This window comes from Cytobacillus citreus, assembly GCF_018343665.1.
Lineage (GTDB): Bacteria > Bacillota > Bacilli > Bacillales > Cytobacillaceae > Cytobacillus > Cytobacillus citreus.
The window spans coordinates 93,899-114,883 of record NZ_JAGYPM010000008.1 but is presented as its reverse complement, the minus strand read 5'-3'; the positions used below and the strand labels follow the sequence as shown (position 1 = coordinate 114,883).

The window sequence follows — 20,985 nt, the reverse complement described above, 5'->3', positions numbered from 1 at the left end:
GCAACTGCCTTGAACTTGCAATAAAATTATAAGTAACCGCGGCTGCCATCGCTCCAATTAGGGGTCCAATAACATAGATAGGGAATTGTATCCAGTTTAACCTTCAGCAACACATCGTTTGAACAGGCCAGGGCTCTCCATCACCTGCCACCATTATTTCACAAGTCCGTGAGGATCGATAACATACTTTCTTGCAACACCTTTGTCAAATTGTTCATAGCCCATTGGCGCTTCGTCTAAGGAAATAACTGTGGCATTTACTGCCTTTGCAATTTGTGCTTTTCCACTTAAAATAGCCTTCATCAAGTCACGGTGGTATTGCATAACTGGTGTTTGTCCTGTTACAAATGTATGCGCCTTCGCCCATCCTAAGCCGAGCCGAACTCTCAATGTACCAATTTTGGCATCTTCATCAATTCCACCTGGATCACCCGTTACATAAAGACCAGGAATACCAAGACGTCCACCAGCCCGTGTAACTTGCATAATGGAGTTTAATACAGTTGCTGGCGCTTCTATAGCATTAGCTCCATGGGCAGATGCTTCAAAACCTACACAGTCAACGGCACAATCCACTTCAGGAATACCTAAAATTTGGTCAATTTGCTCACCCAAATCAAAGTGTTCACGAAGATTTACCGTTTCACAGCCAAAGCTTCTAGCTTGAGCAAGTCTCTCACCATTTAAGTCCCCTACAATAACTACAGCGGCACCTAATAATTGGGCCGAATGTGCAGCAGCTAGCCCAACAGGACCTGCACCTGCAATATAAACAGTAGATCCTGGTTTAACACCTGCGCTCACTGCCCCATGATAGCCTGTTGGAAAAATATCTGAGAGCATCGTTAAATCTTTAATTTTTTCCATCGCTTGATCTTTATCAGGGAATTTCAATAATTGGAAATCAGCATAAGGCACCATAACATATTCAGACTGACCTCCAACCCATCCACCCATATCTACATATCCATAGGCTGAACCAGGACGATCAGGATTTACATTTTCACATATATGAGTGTTGCGCTCTTTACAGCTCCGGCATCGCCCGCAAGCGATATTAAACGGAACAGAAACAAGATCACCTTTTTTGATGAATTCTACATCGCGTCCGACTTCGATCACTTCTCCTGTTATTTCATGCCCAAGTACAAGTCCTGTTGGAGCGGTTGTTCTACCCCTAACCATATGTTGGTCGCTTCCACAAATATTTGTCGTAACAACCTTTAGGATAACACCATGATCACATTTTCGCCCAACGTTGAGTGGATTTACTCCAGGTCCATCTCTTAAAACTAAATCTGGATAACCAATGTCCATTACCTCAACTTTACCAGGGCCCATATACGCTACTGCTCTGTTTCCTGCCATCTTTTCTAATCCTCCCTTTTAAATAAAAATTGATGATTCAATCTAATATTTTGCAATTATCGTGCCAATCATAAAATCCTTTAAAATCTTCATTTATTAAATTGAAAAAAAGAAATTTGTTCAAAACATGAACAGAATATGTCCTATTTTGATACACAATAAAAAGTATTTTGAATATTTTGTTAAAATTAGAGTAATAGTATAATAAATAGTAAGTGTCTTTTTGTATGAATAATAAGTTGTCAGTCTGCATACGCAAAGCTTGTTTTTACAAAGAATTTAACTAACGTAGTAAAAGTAGGTTGACCGTCAACTACATACAAGCTTGAGAGCAAAAGTTCATGATATTAAAAAGGGGGAAAAGATTTAGATGTCATCCGTGAATTTTTTAAATCAAAGGAAGATAATTGATCTTTCTTGGAAGCGATGTCATAGTTTTGGACTTTCACCCACAGATTCCATTAATGATTACTTATTAATGGAAAAAGACTTACAAGAAGTAATAAAAAAGAATGAGAATTTGATTAAACATAGCACATACATTTTAGAAAGGCTTTACCCTACTTTTCAATCAAGTGGACTTGTAACAGTTATTGTTGACAAAAATGGCACGATCCTTCATAAAATAGGAAAGTTAGACATTGAAGAGTCATTTGACTATATGTCCGTTGGTTCTAATTGGTCCGAAGAAATAAAAGGAACAAATGCAATTGGGCTAGTTATTCATGAAAAAAAACCTATCATAACCCACGCTGAACACCATTTCTTTGTTACAAATCACTTTCTTACATGTGCAGCAAGTCCCATATATTCGCCAACTGGAGAGTTCATCGGGGCTGTTAATATCAGTGCGAGAAAAGAGCTATATCACCCATTTACGATATCCTTAGCGAGTATAATTGCTGAAGCAGTACAGAATCGACTGCTCTTGGAGCATAAAAACCACGAAAAGCTATTGACATTAAAAGAAATAGATCATACAACAAACTTATTCTCTTATCCACTTCTTACACTTGATGAAGATAAAAAGATCATTCGTGCAAACCAAACAGCACGTCAACTTTTAGGTGATGATTGTATTGGAAAAGAGTTTCACGCTAAACAAGGCTATTTGGTAGAAATATTATCCGATCAAACAAATAAAATATTTCGTTCTATTGTTTCTCTACACGAAACTAACCAAAAATTTTCTCAAGACATAAAACTTTACACAACACATGATATCATCGGATCATGTGAATCGATTGTTCGGGTAAAGAAAGTTGTTAATAAAGCTTCCTTCTCTGAATATCCTATAATCATTTATGGAGAAAGCGGTACTGGCAAGGAACTAATAGCACAATCTCTACATACGGCTGGGCCACGTAAAATGAAACCATTTATTGCGTTAAATTGTAGTGCAATACCTGAAAGTTTGATTGAAAGTGAACTATTCGGTTACGAACGAGGTGCTTTTACTGGTGCTAATCGGGAAGGGGCTCTTGGAAAATTTGAAACAGCTGATGGAGGAACCATATTCCTCGATGAAATTGGTGATATGTCATTGAAGGCGCAAGCAGTTTTACTCCGCGTTTTACAAGAAAAAAAAGTGACCAGAATTGGCGGAAGTAAAGTCAGATTCATCGATACAAGAGTGATAGCTGCAACAAACAAAAATTTGCGTGAAGAGGTACAAGCAGGAAGATTTAGAGAGGATTTATACTACCGATTGAAAGGGATTTTTATTACATTGCCGCCTCTTCGTAATAGAACCGACATTATAGAGCTTGCAGAACACTTAATAACAAAGCTGGATACGCCATCTAAAACCTTATCTGAAGAAGCTAAGCAGAAACTAATCTCCTATCTTTGGCCTGGAAACATACGGGAACTCAAAAGTGTCCTCATGCAAGCCTCCTTTTTGGCAGAAGGTAATGAAATAAAGGGTGAGGATTTACATTTTGAAGACGAGTATGAACTGCAATCGAATAGGAAAGATTCTGAAGAGAAAATACCCCTTTCACTTAACAACACAGAAAAAGCTGCAATTTTAAAGGCATTACAATCAGTAGAATGGAACATGAGTAAAGCTGCGAATATTTTACAAATTAGTAGAAATACGTTATATCTAAAAATAAAAAAATATAATTTGAAGAAATAGCAATCTTCATTTAAGGAATTTTTAATAGGATAATCAAGATTGAAACAATCAACCCCATGATTCTGGTCGGAAATCCTTTTCTATACTATTTTTGAATGATAACAAACAGTTTCCATCAAACGTTTGATTAATTTAACTTAGGGGCAGGATGCTTGTCGTTCTGGCGTTTTTTAGCTAAAAGGAAAGTTTAAGTTTATTAACGTACTAAAGTAAAGTGTGTGTTCAATTAAATATCTGCTAATAAGATCGCATAAGAAAAACTAAGGCATTCGCCAAAAAGGACTTGGCGAACGCCGAGTTTTTCTAACATTTTATGGTGCGGTTCGCTGATAAATAGACTAATTTGGCTGATAAAAGGTCAAATTTGGTTGATAAATCTAAGAAACCGGCTGACAAACTACATCAACAAGTGCCTATTTGATGTTTTAATTATTTGTTAACAAAGCAATTATAACCAAAATAATAATAAAAAGTGCACCTGCTATTATATGTTTATTTCATTTAATAAATTGACTAAATTCATTTCTTTCAGTTGTTTCTTCCTCAAATTTATCTACTTTTCTTTTTTGAACAACAAGGGTAGTAAAATAAACGACATTAACCTAGGGAGGTCTGACTGCTACTGTATAATTAAAAGGATGAAATGTATTTATTTAATCAAACGGTTGAATGTTTATGGACAAATGTGCGTTATGTTGTAGAAAAAAGTGCATTTTGAATATAAGAATACAATCAATAAAGCCTGTCTAAAAATTTTATTAAAAGTCAAGAAAAGAATTAAGATACTCTAAAAATAAATGATTTTATATAATGTCGTACATTATATACATAAAATTAAAGGATAGGTTAGTAGTTAATAGATAATTACTATTTTTCCTATCCTTTTTGTACTACAAATGGCCTTATTTACTACAACAACATTCACTTGTAGTTTTTAAAAAAAGATTGATAATTTAAAATTAAGTTTGATTAAAAATCCTGTGTTGATATACAGGATTTTTTTCTTGTTCCACAATCGAGCCAGATAATTGAATAAGGTTTCGGCCATCAATTATTTCATATTTAAACTAACTAGGATAAAATTTATTGGATATAATAACCCCCCCTAAGGAAAACAGATTTTTATATTAAATCTGTCTACCTAAGGGGAAGTATAGCACTTTGGAAAGCTTCTTTTTTCTCCTTTGTGACATGCAAAAAAACACTAGTGTGGTTACATCTATAACTTACTATTAGTTCTAATTGTGTAAATATTACCAATCAACCAAATGAAAATAGTTGAGATTATTAGCATGTTAATCCCTGCTGTAACAGTGATACTTGAATTATTTAGGGTAACTGCTATTTCTCCATTTATTATTTTTTCCACATTTAAGAAAGTGAAAGGGGAAAGATGTGCATATCGTGAAAAGAGCGCGGTACCTGTAAAATAACCACTGAAAGAAAGGATGAATACCAATGTAAAGACACTTAGCTGGTTCATGAATAAAGCACAAACATGAGACAGGGTTAAGAGAAAGACTAAAATTAGACAATACAGAAGAACAGCTTGCAAAATATATTCTCCAATAGGGATAAAATGAAATCCCATACCTTGAGAATAAAATCCCTCATAATGACTAGCATCTGCAATCGAAGTGGTATCATAAACCAGAATGGGATACATCCAATCACCGAAACGATCAAAGAGAATTCCCAATACAATGGTGAAGGCAAAAAATCCTATACTACTTGTTAAAGATATGCCAATGGCTGTTAGCCATTTAGCATGATAAATAGAATTTAATGAGTGTGGCTGTGTCAATAAAAACCGAATCGTAGCATTTTTGCCTCTTTCTGCTGCAAGCCCTCCTCCTACTAAGATGAATAGGAGGATCATAAGAATGAAAACGTAGTATTGATTAAAAAGTGAATACAGAATGTAAAGCCCATTACTTTCTACTTTTTTATTTCTATTTATCCACTCTTCCCAGAACTCTTTTTCTTGATCATTCCAGTAAGAAAAAGGTGTGATAATAAACTCCCCTGTAAATATGGGTTGAATGTTATGTTTAATTAACCAGTTTTTCTCTTCAATACTAGCATCTAACATCATTTGACCAGTTTCCTTTTTTATAGAAAAACGAGCTAATCCAGTTTCAAATTCTTCATTAAACAATCTATTCACAAAAAGTTGGTATTGATGGAACGGAATCCAATTACTGCTTTGGTAAGCATTGTAGGCTAATTTTGCTAATTGCACCTCTTCTTCAAGTATGCTGATAGCCTTTGTTGCTTCAGTAATCTGCCAGTCAATAACCCTGTTATCACGTATTTTATCATTTTCCTTCATTTGCTCAAATGCTGTTACTTGTTCTTTAAGAAGTATCAACAACTCATGCTCAGTTTCTAGGTTATTCAGTTTATTTAAATAATTCTCCTTTAATTCTTTTGATTCCTGGAATGTACTAATAAAGTGAAAACTAATCAGTAGAAGTATTACGATGGTTACCTGCATGAATAAACCTTTACGATAGATTTTTAGCCATTCAAAAATCATTAGTTTTTGGATGGTTGATTGTCTTTGGCTAATGTTTCCTCTTGCGAAAGGTTTGATGATTGTTTTTCCTTGCAAAATTCCAATGTTTTTTTCAGGTATGTAAATAGATAAGAGTATGATGATGGCGGACCAGATTACACTGAAAAACGCTGCATACATTATTTCGTTTATCGTCATTTCTTGTGTCAAGGGGAGGGAGTAAATGGTATTCAACGGATTCCAAATTTTTTGCATGGTAGTGTAAGTAAGTGTAATTAAATAACTAATTAATAAAGTGAGTGTAGTGAATAGTAACGTACTAAATGAATCTTTCATCCAATTGCTAAACAAAATTATCAGGCTAAAGATAAATAAGCTACTCCCCAAAAATAATACAGATTTTCTAAAAAAAAGGTCTAATGCGGATATAATCACAAAATGATCTCCAAATGTAACGATTTGCGGGTAGTCGAAATTCATCCCATAATCACTAAATAGAAGAGGGATGCACAGGCCAACAAGAAACACTGTTAACATGAAAAGTACAACGATCAAGGTTAAAAGCAAGAACTTTGACACGTACATCTTCCACTTGGTTATCGGTTGTGTTTTTAATAACAGCCATGTGTTTTGGACTTTTTCTTCAGAAACAATGGTACCGAAAAATAGTAATAAAATCAAAAGTCCCCATATAGAAAAAAACCAGTCGGCTACCTGGTTCACTACTAAACCAGAAGAGATTGGAAATAATTCATCATCATATGAAAGTTGATGTTCAACCATCCATTTATTCTTTTGGATGGCTATATCTCTTTCCATGCCTAAAATCTTAGAAAATTGTCCTCCATAATTCTCATATGTTTGAATCCCTTCCCAGAATTCCATTTCATAAATAGGTGTGTAAGCCCATTTTTCATTATTTATGGCTACTTTCCACAGAGTTAGTGCAGTTCCGATATCATTGATCGCTTCTAATTGTAGTGTTTGCGCATCATCCAAAATTCCCTCCCTAGAAAGTGTCTGCAGGTTGTTTCTTGTATCCCCTATTTCTGAAAAGAAGGGTGTAATTCTATCTGATGCTCTGTCTGACCGTAAAGATTTCTTTTGATCATTTTGGATAAATACTCCGGAACCGATCAATAGAACAATGAATATCAACCAAAGAATTTTTCGTTGTTTGATGGCCTTTTTGAACTCAAATTGAAATAATGCCATCATGATTGGACTTCCTTTGCAAAGATTTTTTTGTACCTATTTTCCGTACCCAACCTTATTTTCTCGATATCTAGTATAACCACTTGTTCATTTCCTAGTTTTTGAGCGATATCCTGTAATGAAAATAGATGATCTAGTTTTATTTTTCCATCCATTAAATCAAAGGCGATATCATTCCTTTTTAATATGTCTTTTGCCCTTTCTAGCTTATCAACACTGAATAAATAAAAATAATATTCATATTGTTTGATATCTTCTTCAATGATATGTCCGTCCTTTAGGAATACGACGTGAGATGTAATATGATCTATTTCCGAAAGATTATGGGATGAAACAATTATCGCCTTTTCTTCATTATATAACTCAAGCAGTAGTTTTCTAATTTTGATCGCGCTTGTAGGATCAAGTCCGTTTAATGGTTCATCTAAAATGAGCAATTTGGGATCGTTAACAATCGCCATAGCAATTAATAAATGCTGTTTCATACCCAAAGAATAGTGACCGACCTTTTTATGTAAATATCCTGTTATACCCATTCTTTCCGCCGTGCTTACAATATCCTTTTTTGAAAGACCTTGAATATTGGCAATAAATTGGAGATGATCGTATCCTGTCAGGTAATGGTATAGGACCGAATTATCCTGCATATAAGAAACCTCTTTAAATATACTTGTGTCTTTATTAGATTTATTTAAAATGGTAATTTCGCCTTGATCAGGGATTACCAAATTATTAATGATATTTAATAATGTAGATTTGCCGGATCCATTTGGCCCCACCAAAGCTAAAATTTTAGGAATGTCAATGTCCAATGAAATATTTTTCAACACTGTAGACTTTCCAAATGACTTATAAATTCCTTTTAATGATAGAATCATTCTTAACCTCCTAAAATGATAATTTACATATTCTATGGTAATTAGCAGCCAGTTAGGAAAAAAAAGAAGTTATACCAGTATATACTTGGAAGTGAGGCTTGCAAGTTTTATAGGTATAACTTAATTTTTTTATTTTAATTTAACTGTCAACATATTAATATTGACTGGGCACATCCGAAGGCAAGAATGGTGTTGGATATGGAAGTGGGTCTCTATAAAGGGTTCCTCTATATAAACCATAATCTCCCATAGTAACATACTTACTTACTTACATATCCTCGATATACCTCTCCGTATGCTGAGGTCGAATAAAAGTAATGTTTTTCTTGTCCATAATAGTATAATCCCTCAACAAAAATAGTATCTGGAGCTACTTCTTGTAGGGTTAGATTCTCGGATGCAGAAGCTTGTGCAGTAATACACCAAAACACTCCTGTTACTGATAGTGTAAAAACAAAGATAATATTAAAAATTTTCCTTTTCATAAAACCCCTCTTCAAAATATTGAATTCTGCTAATATATTACATTAATACCATTTTATTAACAAGTGTATTTATTGAATAGTTTTAAAAATATGAATATTTATTTTGTAATTAATGAATTCATCCTAATGATTTTGTATTTAACAAGATAATAATCTTATATAGGTTAAAAACTCTATAATCATCTAATTGTAAAGACAGGATTTTAAAATATCAGTTTGTGAGACAGAACTGATATTTGCATTTAGGGATAAATATTTTGATTGAATTTCAAAAAGTGAATCTTGGTTGTTCAAGAAACGGGCGCGATCGTATTGTTGAACAACATAGCTAGATAATGAATCAATCAAACTTTTTTATAAAAATCAAACTTAAATCTACTGAAGAAGAATCCATCCATTTTGATCAATCTTTTTTAAAATGGATTCTTTTTATTTACCGTAAAAATAGGATTGTAAGGGGTTTTTGATCAAACTTTATTTTAAATCAACATCCCTTAAACAATTCAAAATGATTTGCCACCCACTTTGAATTGTTTTCTGCAATGTATTGTTCTGCAAGTATCAACCATTGTAGTTGCAATATTTTCACTTCATGTTGTAGTAGTAAAAAAAGTACACCACTATATATAAGTGATGTACTAATTTTTATATTATGTGTGACATTAAAGACAAGTTATTATTATCATAATAAATTCATACATTCACTTGTCTTTAATTTTACATAATAGACAGGCTTTATTAAGGATTTGAAATAAAATTTGATCAAAAAAATCAAATACACATGCATTAAGCTGTTAAAAAATCATCAACATTCTTACAATTCAAAAATAATCCCCACTAGAGAGTAGATAATGACAGTAGAAAAAAGGATCGTCATATGAAGGAGGGAAAAAACGAACATTGATTTTGCCCATTTTTCTGAATCCATCTTTTTATAGCCAAACACACTTAAAATAAGCCAGGAAATGCTCAAAAGAAGTGCTACGATCATAAGGCCAAGGCTTAAAGACCCTAAAAGGAAGCTTATCGCAATTAGAATGATTAAATAAATATTAGTCTGTATATATGTCCTTCTAACACCTTTAACTACTGGAAGCATAGGTACCTTCGCAGCTTTATATTCAGCGTGCTTGCGAATCGCTATAGCATAGAAATGAGGCATCTGCCAAATAACAGTAATGATAAATAGGCCAAGAATAGCAGGATGTGTGATGTCTGGATATATAGCAGCCCAACCTATGAGAGGCGGCATTGCTCCAGAAATACTTCCAATCTCCGTGTTATAAATGGTTCTTCTTTTACTCCACATCGTATACGGGACAACATAAAAAAACAATCCTAGAAACCCTAGAAATGCTGCTAGAGGAGTTGCTAATGAAAGAGCTGCTATTCCAAAGATAGACATGAAAATAGCAAGCCATAATACTGTTTTAGGCTTTATTTCTCCAGTTACAGTTGGTCTATTTTTCGTCCTTTCCATTATGGAATCTATATCTCGGTCATATAGATTGTTAAAAGCCCCAGCAGCGCCCATTACTAAAATGGAACCAATCAAAGCGAAAATAATTTCGGGAAGCTTCTCAAGCAAGCTAAACCTATATGTGTATAATGCCAATGTTAATCCAGCAAACATCGGAAAAAGGTTTGATTTAATGATTCCGGTTTTGACGGTTTGTGCCAAAATATTTGACATAGTCTGTTCCGGTGGGGTGGGGTTTTTTTGCCTTCGCATTATTACTATCTTCCTTTACTAGACAATCTATAATAATCGTGCTTCAATCCAGATTAATAGTATTTAAGGTTATTTTTGACATAAATATCATTTATTAATTTATATACTATTTGGTATGTTAAAGCTATAAGGTATGCTTGTCAAGGGAGCGGGGAAGAAGGATGATTAGACGAAGATTAACTCAGGAGGAGAGAAAAAAGGGCAAATGATATCATTTACCACTCTTTTTTTTGAGAATAAGATAGACTCCAACCAAAAGTCCAATCACAACATTTTTTCTTTCATAAAATAAGTTATCAGCAGTGTAGGACAAGTAATAGTATTCAATTAATTTCGATTAAATTACTGCAAAAGCTACTGATGAATAATGAAGAAATAGAGGTGTGATATTGTGGGAAAAGAATATTTACGCTGGACAGAGATACCGTATGCAGGGGAGTCGAAACCACCTAATAATCCGGTTACTCCTTTGGCTGGCTCGTGGTCACTAATTTATTTAAAGCGAGACAAAAATGGAAACTTCCTTGATCCGAACGGTTGGAAAATGAGACTTCCTATAAAACATCCCAACTTAATTAATTTCGATAAAGAGTTACGTATTGTCCAAAATACGCTAAAGAATCTTACTCCCACTCAAAAAAATATTGGTATATATTATGGAACAGGGGTCCCTACTAAACAATGGACACCGGTTATTGATCGCTTAATTGATACTTATGGAGTTAACCCTTTGCATGCTGGAAGGATATTAGCAGCTGTACAGGCTGCTATAAATGATACAATGATCGTAGTGTGGGCTTTAAAATATCCATGGGATGTAGCAAGGCCAAACCAATATGATCAAACGATGAGAACATTATTGTGCACTCCGCGTTTTCCAACTTATCCATCTGGTCATGCCAGCATGTCAGGATGTACAGAAGTCGTACTAAGCTATTTTTTCCCAAAAGAAGCAAAGAAACTTAGAAAAATAGCTGATGACAATGCGCTTAGTCGATTATATGCAGGAGTTCATTTTCCGGCAGATAATAACGAAGGACTAAAATTGGGAAGATATATCGGAACAGCTATAGTTGATTACCTAAAAACACAACTTGATAGTGATTTAAAACCAATTGATACACCTTATACAAAGTTCCTAGATGCAGATATTTTCCCAATAGATTACCAACAGTTTATCCCGTATGATTTCCCAAAAACTTGTACTTCTCTTGTAATGGGAGACAAATCTAGCTCGTGTTGAACAGAATTTGGGTGCTACGGAAAGTACTGAACCTGAGCAACCGTTAATAATAGAAAATCCCCCGTTTTGATTATAGTTTTTTGCACTTCTATCAATTATAGGGGATTTTCTATTTACTCTGTACAGAATGTTATTATCTGACGCTATATTTCCTTCTGTAACCAGCCCTCTTGTTCCATCCTTGCAGTACGTGAATACATAAGGCTGAGCTGATTCCAGCTAGTGCCCCAATTAGCCAATTTACTTGAGGCATATGCTCATACATCCATCCGCCAGCTCCTTGACTAATTCCGCCGCCAACTGCCATTGCAAGAAGGGCAAACCCGAAATAGCTGGCAGAAAATTGAGGAGGGGCTATTTCTGCTGTGTATTCATATGATGTTGGTTCTACAAGCATAATGCCAAGCGCATATATACAAAATCCCGCCCAAAATAATAGAATGCTAGTAGATATTCCAATAAGCAGCATTCCTGCTCCCATAATGCTCATGCCCATTTTAATAGCAGATAGCCTCTGAAACCTTCTTGTCCATTTTTGCAGGGGATATTGAAGAAAAACAACAATCACTCCATATACAATAAATAGACTTGAGACAAAAGTGGGGCTATTGAATACCTTTGCAGCATGCAGAGGAATAGTTAAATACAATTGCATAAACATGAACCAAAACCCGATCATGCTGATCGTAAAAAAGATAAACAACCGATCTGATTTCACTTTTTCCCAAGAATCAGCAAGGGATTGCTTCGGAACTGCGACTTTTTCATTAGGAAGATTCATAAAGGTAATCACCCCGCTGAAAATGAAAATTCCACCGCATACGAGGGAAGAGTAGAAAAAATCCAGCTGTAATAAAACCCCACCCAAAATTCCTGCACAAATGATCCCCGAGTGGCGTACGATCTTATCTAGAGCAAAAACATCGCCGCGTTTTGCAGGCGGAGTAAAGATAGATAATGCCGCTTTACTTGTTGGCTCGAATAATGACCCTCCTAAACCAGTAATAATGGCCGCAGCAATTAACTCAAGCGGTGTTGTGCAAATGGCAAACAATAGAAAGCCTGCTCCGCGTAAAACCATACCGGTACTAATCATCAATCTGTAATCAAAGCGATCTCCCAGTATCCCTGATAAAAATGATGTTCCTTGCTGTGTTAATTGCCGGATCATCAAGACGAGACCAGCAATTCCAGCAGAAAGTGCTAAGCTTCCAGTAATATAAGCAGATAAAAAAGGAATAAAAGCGAAAAAACTAACATTCATGAGAAATGAGTTTACTAATAATAATCGTATTGCCTTCATGCTGTTCCACCTTTTTTCAAAATCAATATCAATATCAAATAGCAATATAAGTTCAAGAAGCCATGCTGCTTCGTTTTTTTAGTTTATCAACGTATTTGCCATTTGTATAACGAATAATTAGAATGGTATTGATTTAAAAAACTAATCGTAAGGATGGGTAAAATGGAGATCCAACAGCTTCGTGCTTTTCTGTCTGTCGCCCAGACGAAAAACTTCACGAAATCAGCCGATTTAATGTATATATCACAATCGACCGTAACGATGCGTATTAAAGCGCTGGAACAAACGCTTGGCAAAAAACTGTTTGAAAGAGATAATCGCCAGGTTCTTCTGACTAATGCTGGCAAGGAGCTGCTAGACTATGCGAAGAGGATTGTTGAGCTTGTTGACGAAGGGGCTAGAAAGCTCAACTTGGAGGAAAGATTTGAAAGCTCATTAGTCGTAGGAAGCCTGCATTCATTATGGGATTATTTACTTTTCCCAATTATGAAAGATTTTCAAGCAAAGAACCCGAAAATGGCTCTTCGTTTTATTACCGGACATTCATGGGATATCGTTCAGCATATCCTTGATGGTGTCATTGATTTTGGCGTTGTCTACATCCCGCCTTCACATGCTGAAATTGATGTAATTGAGTTTAAAAAAGAGGAGATTAAGCTTGTTGCTAAAGCTGATCATCATTTTACTGAAGAAATCGATCTCAGTACATTAAGTACATTGCCTTATATTCATATGGATTGGGGACCTAGCTATAAAAAATGGTTTGAAGAGTGCATTGGAAAGCAATTGTTTGCCTTACAGGTGGATCATGCCTCCCTGTATATTCAATATTTACGAAGTGATCATCTTATCGGACTGCTGCCTGCTGCCATTGCTGATACACTCATCCAACAAGGTGAGCTTGCATCACTCCGCTTTCGATCCAAAATAAAGCCCCCATTAATCCAAAGCTATATAATTTATCCAAAACGCAAGTTTGAAGCAGTAAAGCCTTTGCTTGACCATATGATGAAAAGTACTGTTAATGGAATTATATAACGATTAAGAAATAATGATATTTTCAGATTTTTTATAGACATTCAATTATGAATGAATTATAGTGGTTATTAACATAACTACCATGAAGGAGAGACTTATGGAAGAGAAAGCAATGATCGAATTGCAAAAACATGGGTTTTCGAAATATGAGTGTAAGGCTTACATAGGTCTACTGAAATCACCAGCAGTTACTGGCTATGAATTAAGTAAGCGCTCTGGTGTCCCTCGGTCGATGATATATGAAGTATTAGGAAAATTACTTGATAAAGGAGCCATACAAACGGTTCCCTCTGATCCCATTGTCTATAAACCTGTTGAGCCGAAACAGCTGCTTTCTCGTCTTAAAGAGGAGATGAATACATCATTAGAATGGCTAGAATCGTCTCTCACCATGTTTGAAAGTGATCAGAAAGTTGATGTGGTAACGAGAATTGTCCATTATGAGCATATCGTTCAAGAAATGCTTTCAATGATTCGTCTTGCCAAAAAAGAGATCTGGTTATCGATTTGGTCTCCCGCAGTGAAAGACATAGAAAAAGCAATTCGAGAGAAGGAAGGAGCAATCCCCATTTTTACAGTTTTATTTGGGGATGAAGCTATGACGTTGGGACACACATATCATCACAACTATATGGCACCAGACATTGTGAGTAAACGAATGGGAGGATATTTATCTATTCTAGTTCGGGATGAAGAAGAAGCCCTGATTGCAAAATTTAGTGACAGAGGTTCAGAATGGGCTGTGAAGTCAACAGATCCTGCTCTAGTTCTCATTGCGACAGAATACATTCGGCATGACATCATGGTCGAAGAGCTCATCAATGCGCACGGTCCTGAAAAACTAGATGCACTATGGAAGGGCAGAGAAGACTTGATTCAAGTCATGACAGGGAAAAACGGCTTAACATAAAGCTGTTTTTTTAACAAAAAAATGATGGTTGTTATCGTTCTAACTAAGCAGGAGGATTCACATGTATGCAAAACTAAAATTCGCCATCGCAATGGCTTTATTCGGTTCAATCGGTCTATTTTCATTACAAACAGGTCTTCCAGCAATTGAATTAGTATTTATACGCTGCCTTTGTGCAAGTGTTCTTTTAGGAGCCATTTGGGGGTTTCGTTCACTAAAAACAAAGCACCAACCAAAGATTTTTATTCCGCGCCGGGAGTATGTTCTTGCCTTACTTTGTGGTGTGTTTCTTGTCATAAACTGGGTCTTTTTCTTCCGTTCTATTGAATTAATGCCTATTACTGTGGCTATATCCATTTATCATTTAGCACCTGTTATTGTGCTCCTCCTAGGATCTTTTCTCTTTAAAGAAAAATTAACTGCAACTGGAATAGTATTTTTCTTTATTTGCTTTTTAGGTACACTGTTAGTCGGAGGGATTCATCAACAATCATCCTTAGCAGAATTTTTGTCCACTGGTGTTCTTTGGGCGTTTGCAGCAGCATTATTCTATGCCTTAACATCAATTACCGGAAAGGGAATTCAAATCCTTAACCCGTTGCCTACAACTGTTATTCAAACGAGTTTGGGTGTCCTATTATTGCTTCCATTAGTGGATTTTTCAAATTTTATGCATCTTACTACTGGGAATTGGCTGAATATTCTTGTTACAGGGTTTATTCATACTGGATTTGTATTCTATTTATTTTTCAGCAGTTTACGAGAATTAAAGGCCCAAACCATTGCGATTTTAGTCTTTATCGATCCAATTGTTGCCATCTTACTAGATGTAATTGTTTTGGATTACTATCCTGATGTCTACCAACTGCTCGGTATTCTCCTAGTGTTTGTAGGGATCAGTTATTCTCCAAAAAAAGAAAAAAGATTAGAGACAGTGAATGGATGAAAAGCAGGAATTATTCTTAAAATAAAGAAATAGTTTAATAGTGATAAAGTATTTTGGGAGGGGAAAGTTTGCTATCGACAAAACAGTTAACAGAGATCAAGGAGCTACAGCGTGTTTGTGAGGAAGGTGAATCCTTTCAGTTAAAATTAAACTGGGATATGCTGCAAGCTCGTGAAGCGAATGAAATGAATGACTTTTTTCATTATGAGGATGGGGAGTTAGTCGGGTTCCTCGGCCTTTATGGGTTTGGAAATAAAGTTGAGATTTGTGGTATGGTAGCTCCGAATTATCGCCGAAAGGGAATATTTACACAACTTTACTATCAAGCGGAAAAAGTGTTGGAGGAACGAGGGTTTAAGACAATTCTTTTAAATACTCCATCAAGCTCAGATTCGGGGAAAGGCTTTTTGCAATCGATTCCTTGTTCTTATTCTTTCTCGGAACATCAGATGAGATGGGAAGAAACAGAGCTAATCCATAAGGAAGAGGTTATTTTGAGGTATTCCACTCCAAATGACTTGGAAACTGAAATTCAATTAGATGTTCAATGCTTTCATTTTGAAGAAGACGAGGCTCGTGATTATAATGTTAGAATCAAACGTGAAAACATGGAACAATTCTATATCATTGAGTCAGCAGGAAATCCAGTCGGAAAAATGCGTGTTTCCCATTCGAACGGGGAGGCATGGATATACGGGTTTGCTATTTTCCCTGAATACCAAGGAAAAGGAATCGGACGAAAAGCATTAACCAACGTCATCATAAAAGAACATAAGGATGGCTTTCCGATTTTTCTAGAAGTTGAAGCTAAGAATGCTCATGCATTAAAACTATATGAATCCTGTGGGTTTACATCTTACCATTCTCAGGATTATTATAAAAAAGGATAGTGTACTTTTAATCATAATTGGTTTACTTGAGGACCACCTTGCTTACAAGCAGGGTGGTTAAAAGTTTATTAGAGTGAATAAATGCTAGATTATTGATAATCGTGCCGGAAGAGGTTCATTAAACTGATTAGCGGAAACGAAAAAGTGATATTGTAGGTCAAGTAAATGGATGAAAAGGAGGTGCGTACATTGCTTGAGAATCAGGATAATCCAAATTCAAACCGCGATATTAGCCGCAGCAACCTGCATGCTGACTGTGTGAATTGCTTCGGATTGTGCTGTGTTGCGCTTCCTTTTGCAGCTTCGGCAGATTTTGCAATTAATAAAGATAGTGGCAAGCCCTGTCCCAATCTGCAATCGGACTTTCGCTGTGGTATTCACAATAACCTCAGACAACAGGGGTTTAAAGGGTGTACTGTCTTTGACTGCTTCGGTGCTGGGCAAAAGGTTTCCAAAGTCACATTTAAAGGGGAGGACTGGCGAGAAGGTCCCGAAACAGCGAAGAAAATGTTTGATGTGTTTCCGATTATGCAACAGCTTCATGAAATGCTCTGGTACTTGACCGAAGCGTTGACATTGGAAGTGACTCGTCCGATTCATAAAGAGCTTGACTTCATGCTCGACGAGACGAAAAAGCTTACTGAGTTTAGTCCCAATTCACTCATGGAACTAGATGTTCCATTACACCGAGCCCAAGTAAATGCTTTGCTTTTAAAGACAAGTGAACGGGTGCGTACTGAGTCACATCGTCAGCATAAGGGAGCAAAAAAAAGTAAGAAAGTTGATAGACCCAGAGCAGATCTTATGGGTGCAAATCTTAGAGGAGAAGATCTAAGAGGAGCCAACTTAAGAGGGGCATATCTTATTGCTGCTGATCTAAGAGATGCCGACTTGAGAGCAGCTGATCTTATAGGGGCTGATTTTCGAGACGCCGATCTTAGAGGAGCAGATCTCACCGGGAGTATTTTTCTCACTCAAGTTCAAATAAACTCGGCGAAGGGCGATTCACGTACAAAATTGCCGCACTTGCTTTCGCGCCCAGCACACTGGTCTGATTTTGAGAAAAAAACTAGTAGACTATAATTTTTTTAACACTGTTTTCTATTGAAAATGGTGTTTTTATATTTAAGTAATTTGAAAAAACAACATTATGGATTCTATATTGTTTACAGAACCAAGTGAAGGCCAGAGATAGGGTTGTCAAGCTGTGAGGACTATGTCAGTATATAAGGATATAATGAACTCATTTAATGGATTTTTTTGTAAATGAAAGCAGAATAAACAATAACGAGCGGAGGATATGGAATTATGTCAAATTTGCCAAATTGCCCAAAATGCAATTCAGAATATACGTATGAGGACGGAAATCTTTTCGTGTGTCCAGAATGTGCACATGAGTGGTCCCTAGAGTCAGGAAATGAAAATAGTGAAGATCAAAGAATTATTAAAGATGCAAATGGAAATATCTTAAATGATGGTGATACCGTAACAGTGATCAAAGACCTTAAGGTAAAAGGAAGTTCATCAGTCTTAAAAATAGGAACAAAAGTAAAAAATATCCGTTTGGTTGATGGGGATCATGATATTGATTGTAAAATTGATGGTTTCGGTGCTATGAAGCTAAAATCTGAATTTGTTAAAAAGGGATAAAGGGAAGCTTCCATCAGCGGGGACCTTACAGCCCGAAAAGCTGTTGTTATGATTTAAGCATAACAGCAGCTTTTTTGTTTGATAAAAGCCAGGTGATTTTTCACTAAAAATAGATTTATATAATTGATGTTAAATTTTCAAAATATAAACAATTATGGAAATTCAACAAGTGCAAATTCGATTTATGCAAAGGGGGAAGCTTGATGGTAAGAAATTATAAGACTAAGCATATTTGTTTGGCGATTGGATATGTATAGCTATTTCCGCACCATTTCTCCTCATATTTGTCCCTCAAACCGTAGCAGACATTGTATATCATACAGAAGGAATTGCTCAGGTTTTCGTACCAAAGGAAAATTATGTTGTTTACGGGGTAGGTTTTCTATTTTTATTCTTAGCCGCTATGCTACTTTCCCTATTAGATATAAAGAAGTCCCTATTATTCTAAGTATTGCTTGTGTATGTTTGAGTGCCATTCCATTTTTCCTAGCATCACAATCCTATCAGTACGTATCAGAAGAAGCTCTTTCATACAGAGCTCTTTTTTCCAAAAAGGAATAATCCACGATTACGATCAGTAAATTAAATGAAGATTTCTTTTACTTGCTGAATTTAATTGGACCAGAAGTTATCTCTGCAGTGATCGTTTTTGGGATATTAACATATTTCTTAGTCAAGCCCCATGAAAGTTCAGCAGGATTAGAATCAGAGCAAAAAGCAGAAAACTATAAAGAAACTTTGATTCGCTCATTCAAAATCTATTTGTTTGTTATGGGATTAACATTCCTTGGACATGGATTTGAGCCGTTAATTAATGAGTATATTATCGGGCTTCATCCAATGCTCTTATATTGGATTAATATGATATCTGCAATTTTGGATAATGCGACACTTGCCGCTGCCGAAATAAGCCCGGCAATGGATCCAGAAACCATTCGTGCAGTATTGCTTGGATTAATCATAAGCGGTGGTATGCTCATCCCTGGAAATATTCCAAATATTATCTCAGCGGGAAAGCTCAACATCACAAGTAAAGAATGGGCTCGTTTTGGGGTACCCGTGGGCCTCATTACGATGTTGGTATATTTTATTGTTCTGTTTGTTTTTTATTGAAATAGGAAAAATGGTTTAGGCGTATACTTGTTACAATACAAAATACAAGATTCTCTTATTAGGAATCTATCTTATTGTCCTCTTCTTTTTTAAAGGAGAGGTTTTTTTATTTTCTCTAATCAGAAGAAGATACTTATTGTAAAATAGTAAAATTCAAAAAAAAATTTTCTCTTATTAGGAGGATTTTTGAATGCAAGGGAGAATAAATTTATGTATGAGATGTTGAAGTTTAAAAATTACCGTAAGCGCTTACTAGTTAATGACAACACTACAACATTTTCGAAAATTCAGAATATTGTGTATTGACATTATATTTTCTGACCCATATACTTGAGTTAGAAAATGAAATGATCAGTTGGTTTTTGAAAGGAGGTTTAGGGGCATGCAAACACTGGATACAGTGCTTGTTACAGGATATGCAAAAGCTCCACAGGGAACTTCCATGTATGAAATGTATAAGCATGCGGGAATTGTACTCGAAGTGGATCTGAATGAACATAAAATTATTAACGCCGAATTCACATTCGTAGCAGAACTAACAAAAAAATATTTTCAAAAACTGCTGATAGGGTATTGTCTAAAAAGTGGTATTGAACCGCTGATAGCAAGAATTCAAAGCTTTTATTTTGCTCCATCCCAGCAAGCGATCATTGTGGCTCTTCAAGCCGCAATTCAACGTTACTGGGATAACGTGAAGCAAATGAATACATAACGTTTGGTTATAATAAAGTGGGAAGATGACCTCTTCCCATGGTCTTATTAAAACCGGGCAGACATGGACACTTTGTAAGGGATGGTCGTTTAATCGTCATTCTTTATGGAGGATTTATGTTTTGCTCGGTTTTTTTATTTCCGAACGGCTATATCCCACTAAAGTCTATGGAGAGGAAGGAAAAAGGATGAGCAAGCTGATTACATGCGAAGAAGCTGTAAAAATGATTAAAAGCGGCTCACGAATTATGGTTGGAGGATTTGGGCTTGTAGGAGCACCGCTTAGTTTAATAGCTGCATTGGCGCAGTCAGAGGTGAAAGATTTAGAGATTATAAGTAATAATCTTGGTGAACCAGGCAAAGGTCTTGGAGTTTTAGTAAGGCAAAAACAAGTAAAAAAAGCAATTGGATCGTATTTTACATCCAACCCAGAGGTGGTTCAATCCTATCAGAATCAGGAAATGGAAGTGGAGCTTCTCCCTCAGGGAACAATGTCTGAAGCGATTCGAGCGGGAGGTGCGGGACTGGGAGGTTTTTATACGCCTGTAAGTGTTGGGACGAAAATCGCCGAGAACAAGGAAGAGCGAACCATTGCCGGTAAGAAATATGTATTCCAGGAGCCGCTTAAAGCCAACTTTGCTTTAGTTAAGGCGAACAAAGCGGATCAATTAGGAAATCTCATCTACAACAAATCAGCAAGAAACTTCAATCCAATGATGGCAACAGCTGCGGATGTGGTGATCGCAGAGGTGGACGAGGTTGTAGAGGTTGGCCAAATTTCTCCTGAAGAAATTATAACCCCTCATTTGTATATTGATTTTATTGTACTGAAGGGAGGGAATTAG

Annotated in this window: 16 protein-coding genes and 1 pseudogene; 11 read left to right on the top strand and 6 right to left on the bottom strand. The window is 35.9% G+C overall.

Annotation, left to right across the window (positions count from 1 at the left end; translation table 11 throughout):
• Positions 1-153: 153 nt before the first annotated feature.
• Positions 154-1,368, bottom strand: coding sequence for a formaldehyde dehydrogenase, glutathione-independent (gene fdhA / locus KHA94_RS23710; protein ID WP_213104558.1), 1,215 nt, complete (start codon positions 1,366-1,368; stop codon positions 154-156).
• Between the two features lie 370 nt (positions 1,369-1,738).
• Here fdhA and KHA94_RS23705 point away from each other — a divergent pair, with 370 nt between their 5' ends.
• On the top strand, positions 1,739-3,508 hold the full coding sequence (locus KHA94_RS23705; RefSeq protein ID WP_213104557.1) for a sigma-54-dependent Fis family transcriptional regulator: 1,770 nt from the start codon (positions 1,739-1,741) through the stop codon (positions 3,506-3,508).
• 1,219 nt (positions 3,509-4,727) lie between these two features.
• On the opposite strand, the gene KHA94_RS23700 is transcribed toward KHA94_RS23705, so the two are convergent.
• The 4 genes from KHA94_RS23700 to cyoE all read right to left on the bottom strand — a co-directional run bounded on the left by KHA94_RS23700 (position 4,728) and on the right by cyoE (position 10,336).
• Positions 4,728-7,244 carry an ABC transporter permease subunit gene (locus KHA94_RS23700; RefSeq protein ID WP_213104556.1) on the bottom strand — a complete coding sequence of 839 codons (2,517 nt, stop codon included), beginning with the start codon at positions 7,242-7,244 and terminating at the stop codon, positions 4,728-4,730.
• Positions 7,241-8,119 (bottom strand): ABC transporter ATP-binding protein, encoded by an 879-nt coding sequence (locus KHA94_RS23695; protein WP_213104555.1) that lies wholly within the window; start codon positions 8,117-8,119, stop codon positions 7,241-7,243. The genes KHA94_RS23700 and KHA94_RS23695 overlap by 4 nt, the downstream gene beginning before the upstream one ends.
• 260 nt (positions 8,120-8,379) lie before the next feature.
• Positions 8,380-8,604, bottom strand: a complete 225-nt coding sequence (locus KHA94_RS23690) for a hypothetical protein (RefSeq protein ID WP_213104554.1) — start codon at positions 8,602-8,604, stop codon at positions 8,380-8,382.
• Between the two features lie 814 nt (positions 8,605-9,418).
• Positions 9,419-10,336, bottom strand: a complete 918-nt coding sequence (gene cyoE, locus KHA94_RS23685) for a heme o synthase (RefSeq protein WP_213104553.1) — start codon at positions 10,334-10,336, stop codon at positions 9,419-9,421.
• A 391-nt stretch (positions 10,337-10,727) separates the two neighbouring features.
• Between cyoE and KHA94_RS26580 the strand changes: the two genes are divergently transcribed.
• Entirely contained in the window at positions 10,728-11,579 is an 852-nt protein-coding gene (locus KHA94_RS26580) for a vanadium-dependent haloperoxidase (protein ID WP_213104552.1), read from the top strand.
• 133 nt (positions 11,580-11,712) lie between these two features.
• Here the strand turns inward: KHA94_RS26580 and KHA94_RS23675 are convergent, their stop codons facing one another.
• The gene (locus KHA94_RS23675; protein ID WP_213104551.1) at positions 11,713-12,882 is read right to left on the bottom strand and encodes an MDR family MFS transporter; all 1,170 of its coding nucleotides are present in this window, start codon (positions 12,880-12,882) and stop codon (positions 11,713-11,715) included.
• A 162-nt stretch (positions 12,883-13,044) separates the two neighbouring features.
• Here KHA94_RS23675 and KHA94_RS23670 point away from each other — a divergent pair, with 162 nt between their 5' ends.
• The 9 genes and pseudogenes from KHA94_RS23670 (at position 13,045) to KHA94_RS23630 (ending at position 20,985) form a co-directional block, all read left to right on the top strand.
• Positions 13,045-13,920 (top strand): LysR family transcriptional regulator, encoded by an 876-nt coding sequence (locus tag KHA94_RS23670; RefSeq protein ID WP_213104550.1) that lies wholly within the window; start codon positions 13,045-13,047, stop codon positions 13,918-13,920.
• 97 nt (positions 13,921-14,017) lie between these two features.
• On the top strand, positions 14,018-14,830 hold the full coding sequence (locus tag KHA94_RS23665; protein ID WP_213104549.1) for a TrmB family transcriptional regulator: 813 nt from the start codon (positions 14,018-14,020) through the stop codon (positions 14,828-14,830).
• A 61-nt stretch (positions 14,831-14,891) separates the two neighbouring features.
• Positions 14,892-15,776, top strand: coding sequence for a DMT family transporter (locus KHA94_RS23660; protein ID WP_213104548.1), 885 nt, complete (start codon positions 14,892-14,894; stop codon positions 15,774-15,776).
• Positions 15,777-15,844: 68 nt separating this feature from the next.
• Positions 15,845-16,666, top strand: a complete 822-nt coding sequence (locus tag KHA94_RS23655; protein ID WP_213104547.1) for a GNAT family N-acetyltransferase — start codon at positions 15,845-15,847, stop codon at positions 16,664-16,666.
• Between the two features lie 189 nt (positions 16,667-16,855).
• Positions 16,856-17,749 (top strand): pentapeptide repeat-containing protein, encoded by an 894-nt coding sequence (locus KHA94_RS23650; protein ID WP_213104546.1) that lies wholly within the window; start codon positions 16,856-16,858, stop codon positions 17,747-17,749.
• Between the two features lie 225 nt (positions 17,750-17,974).
• Complete coding sequence (locus KHA94_RS23645) at positions 17,975-18,316, top strand: zinc ribbon domain-containing protein YjdM (RefSeq protein WP_213104545.1); 342 nt, start codon at positions 17,975-17,977, stop codon at positions 18,314-18,316.
• 561 nt (positions 18,317-18,877) lie between these two features.
• Positions 18,878-19,429 (top strand): annotated as a pseudogene (locus KHA94_RS23640) (DUF1646 family protein); the annotation flags it as partial.
• Positions 19,430-19,811: 382 nt separating this feature from the next.
• Positions 19,812-20,141, top strand: a complete 330-nt coding sequence (locus tag KHA94_RS23635) for a DUF3870 domain-containing protein (protein WP_213104544.1) — start codon at positions 19,812-19,814, stop codon at positions 20,139-20,141.
• Positions 20,142-20,328: 187 nt separating this feature from the next.
• Complete coding sequence (locus KHA94_RS23630) at positions 20,329-20,985, top strand: CoA transferase subunit A (RefSeq protein ID WP_213104543.1); 657 nt, start codon at positions 20,329-20,331, stop codon at positions 20,983-20,985.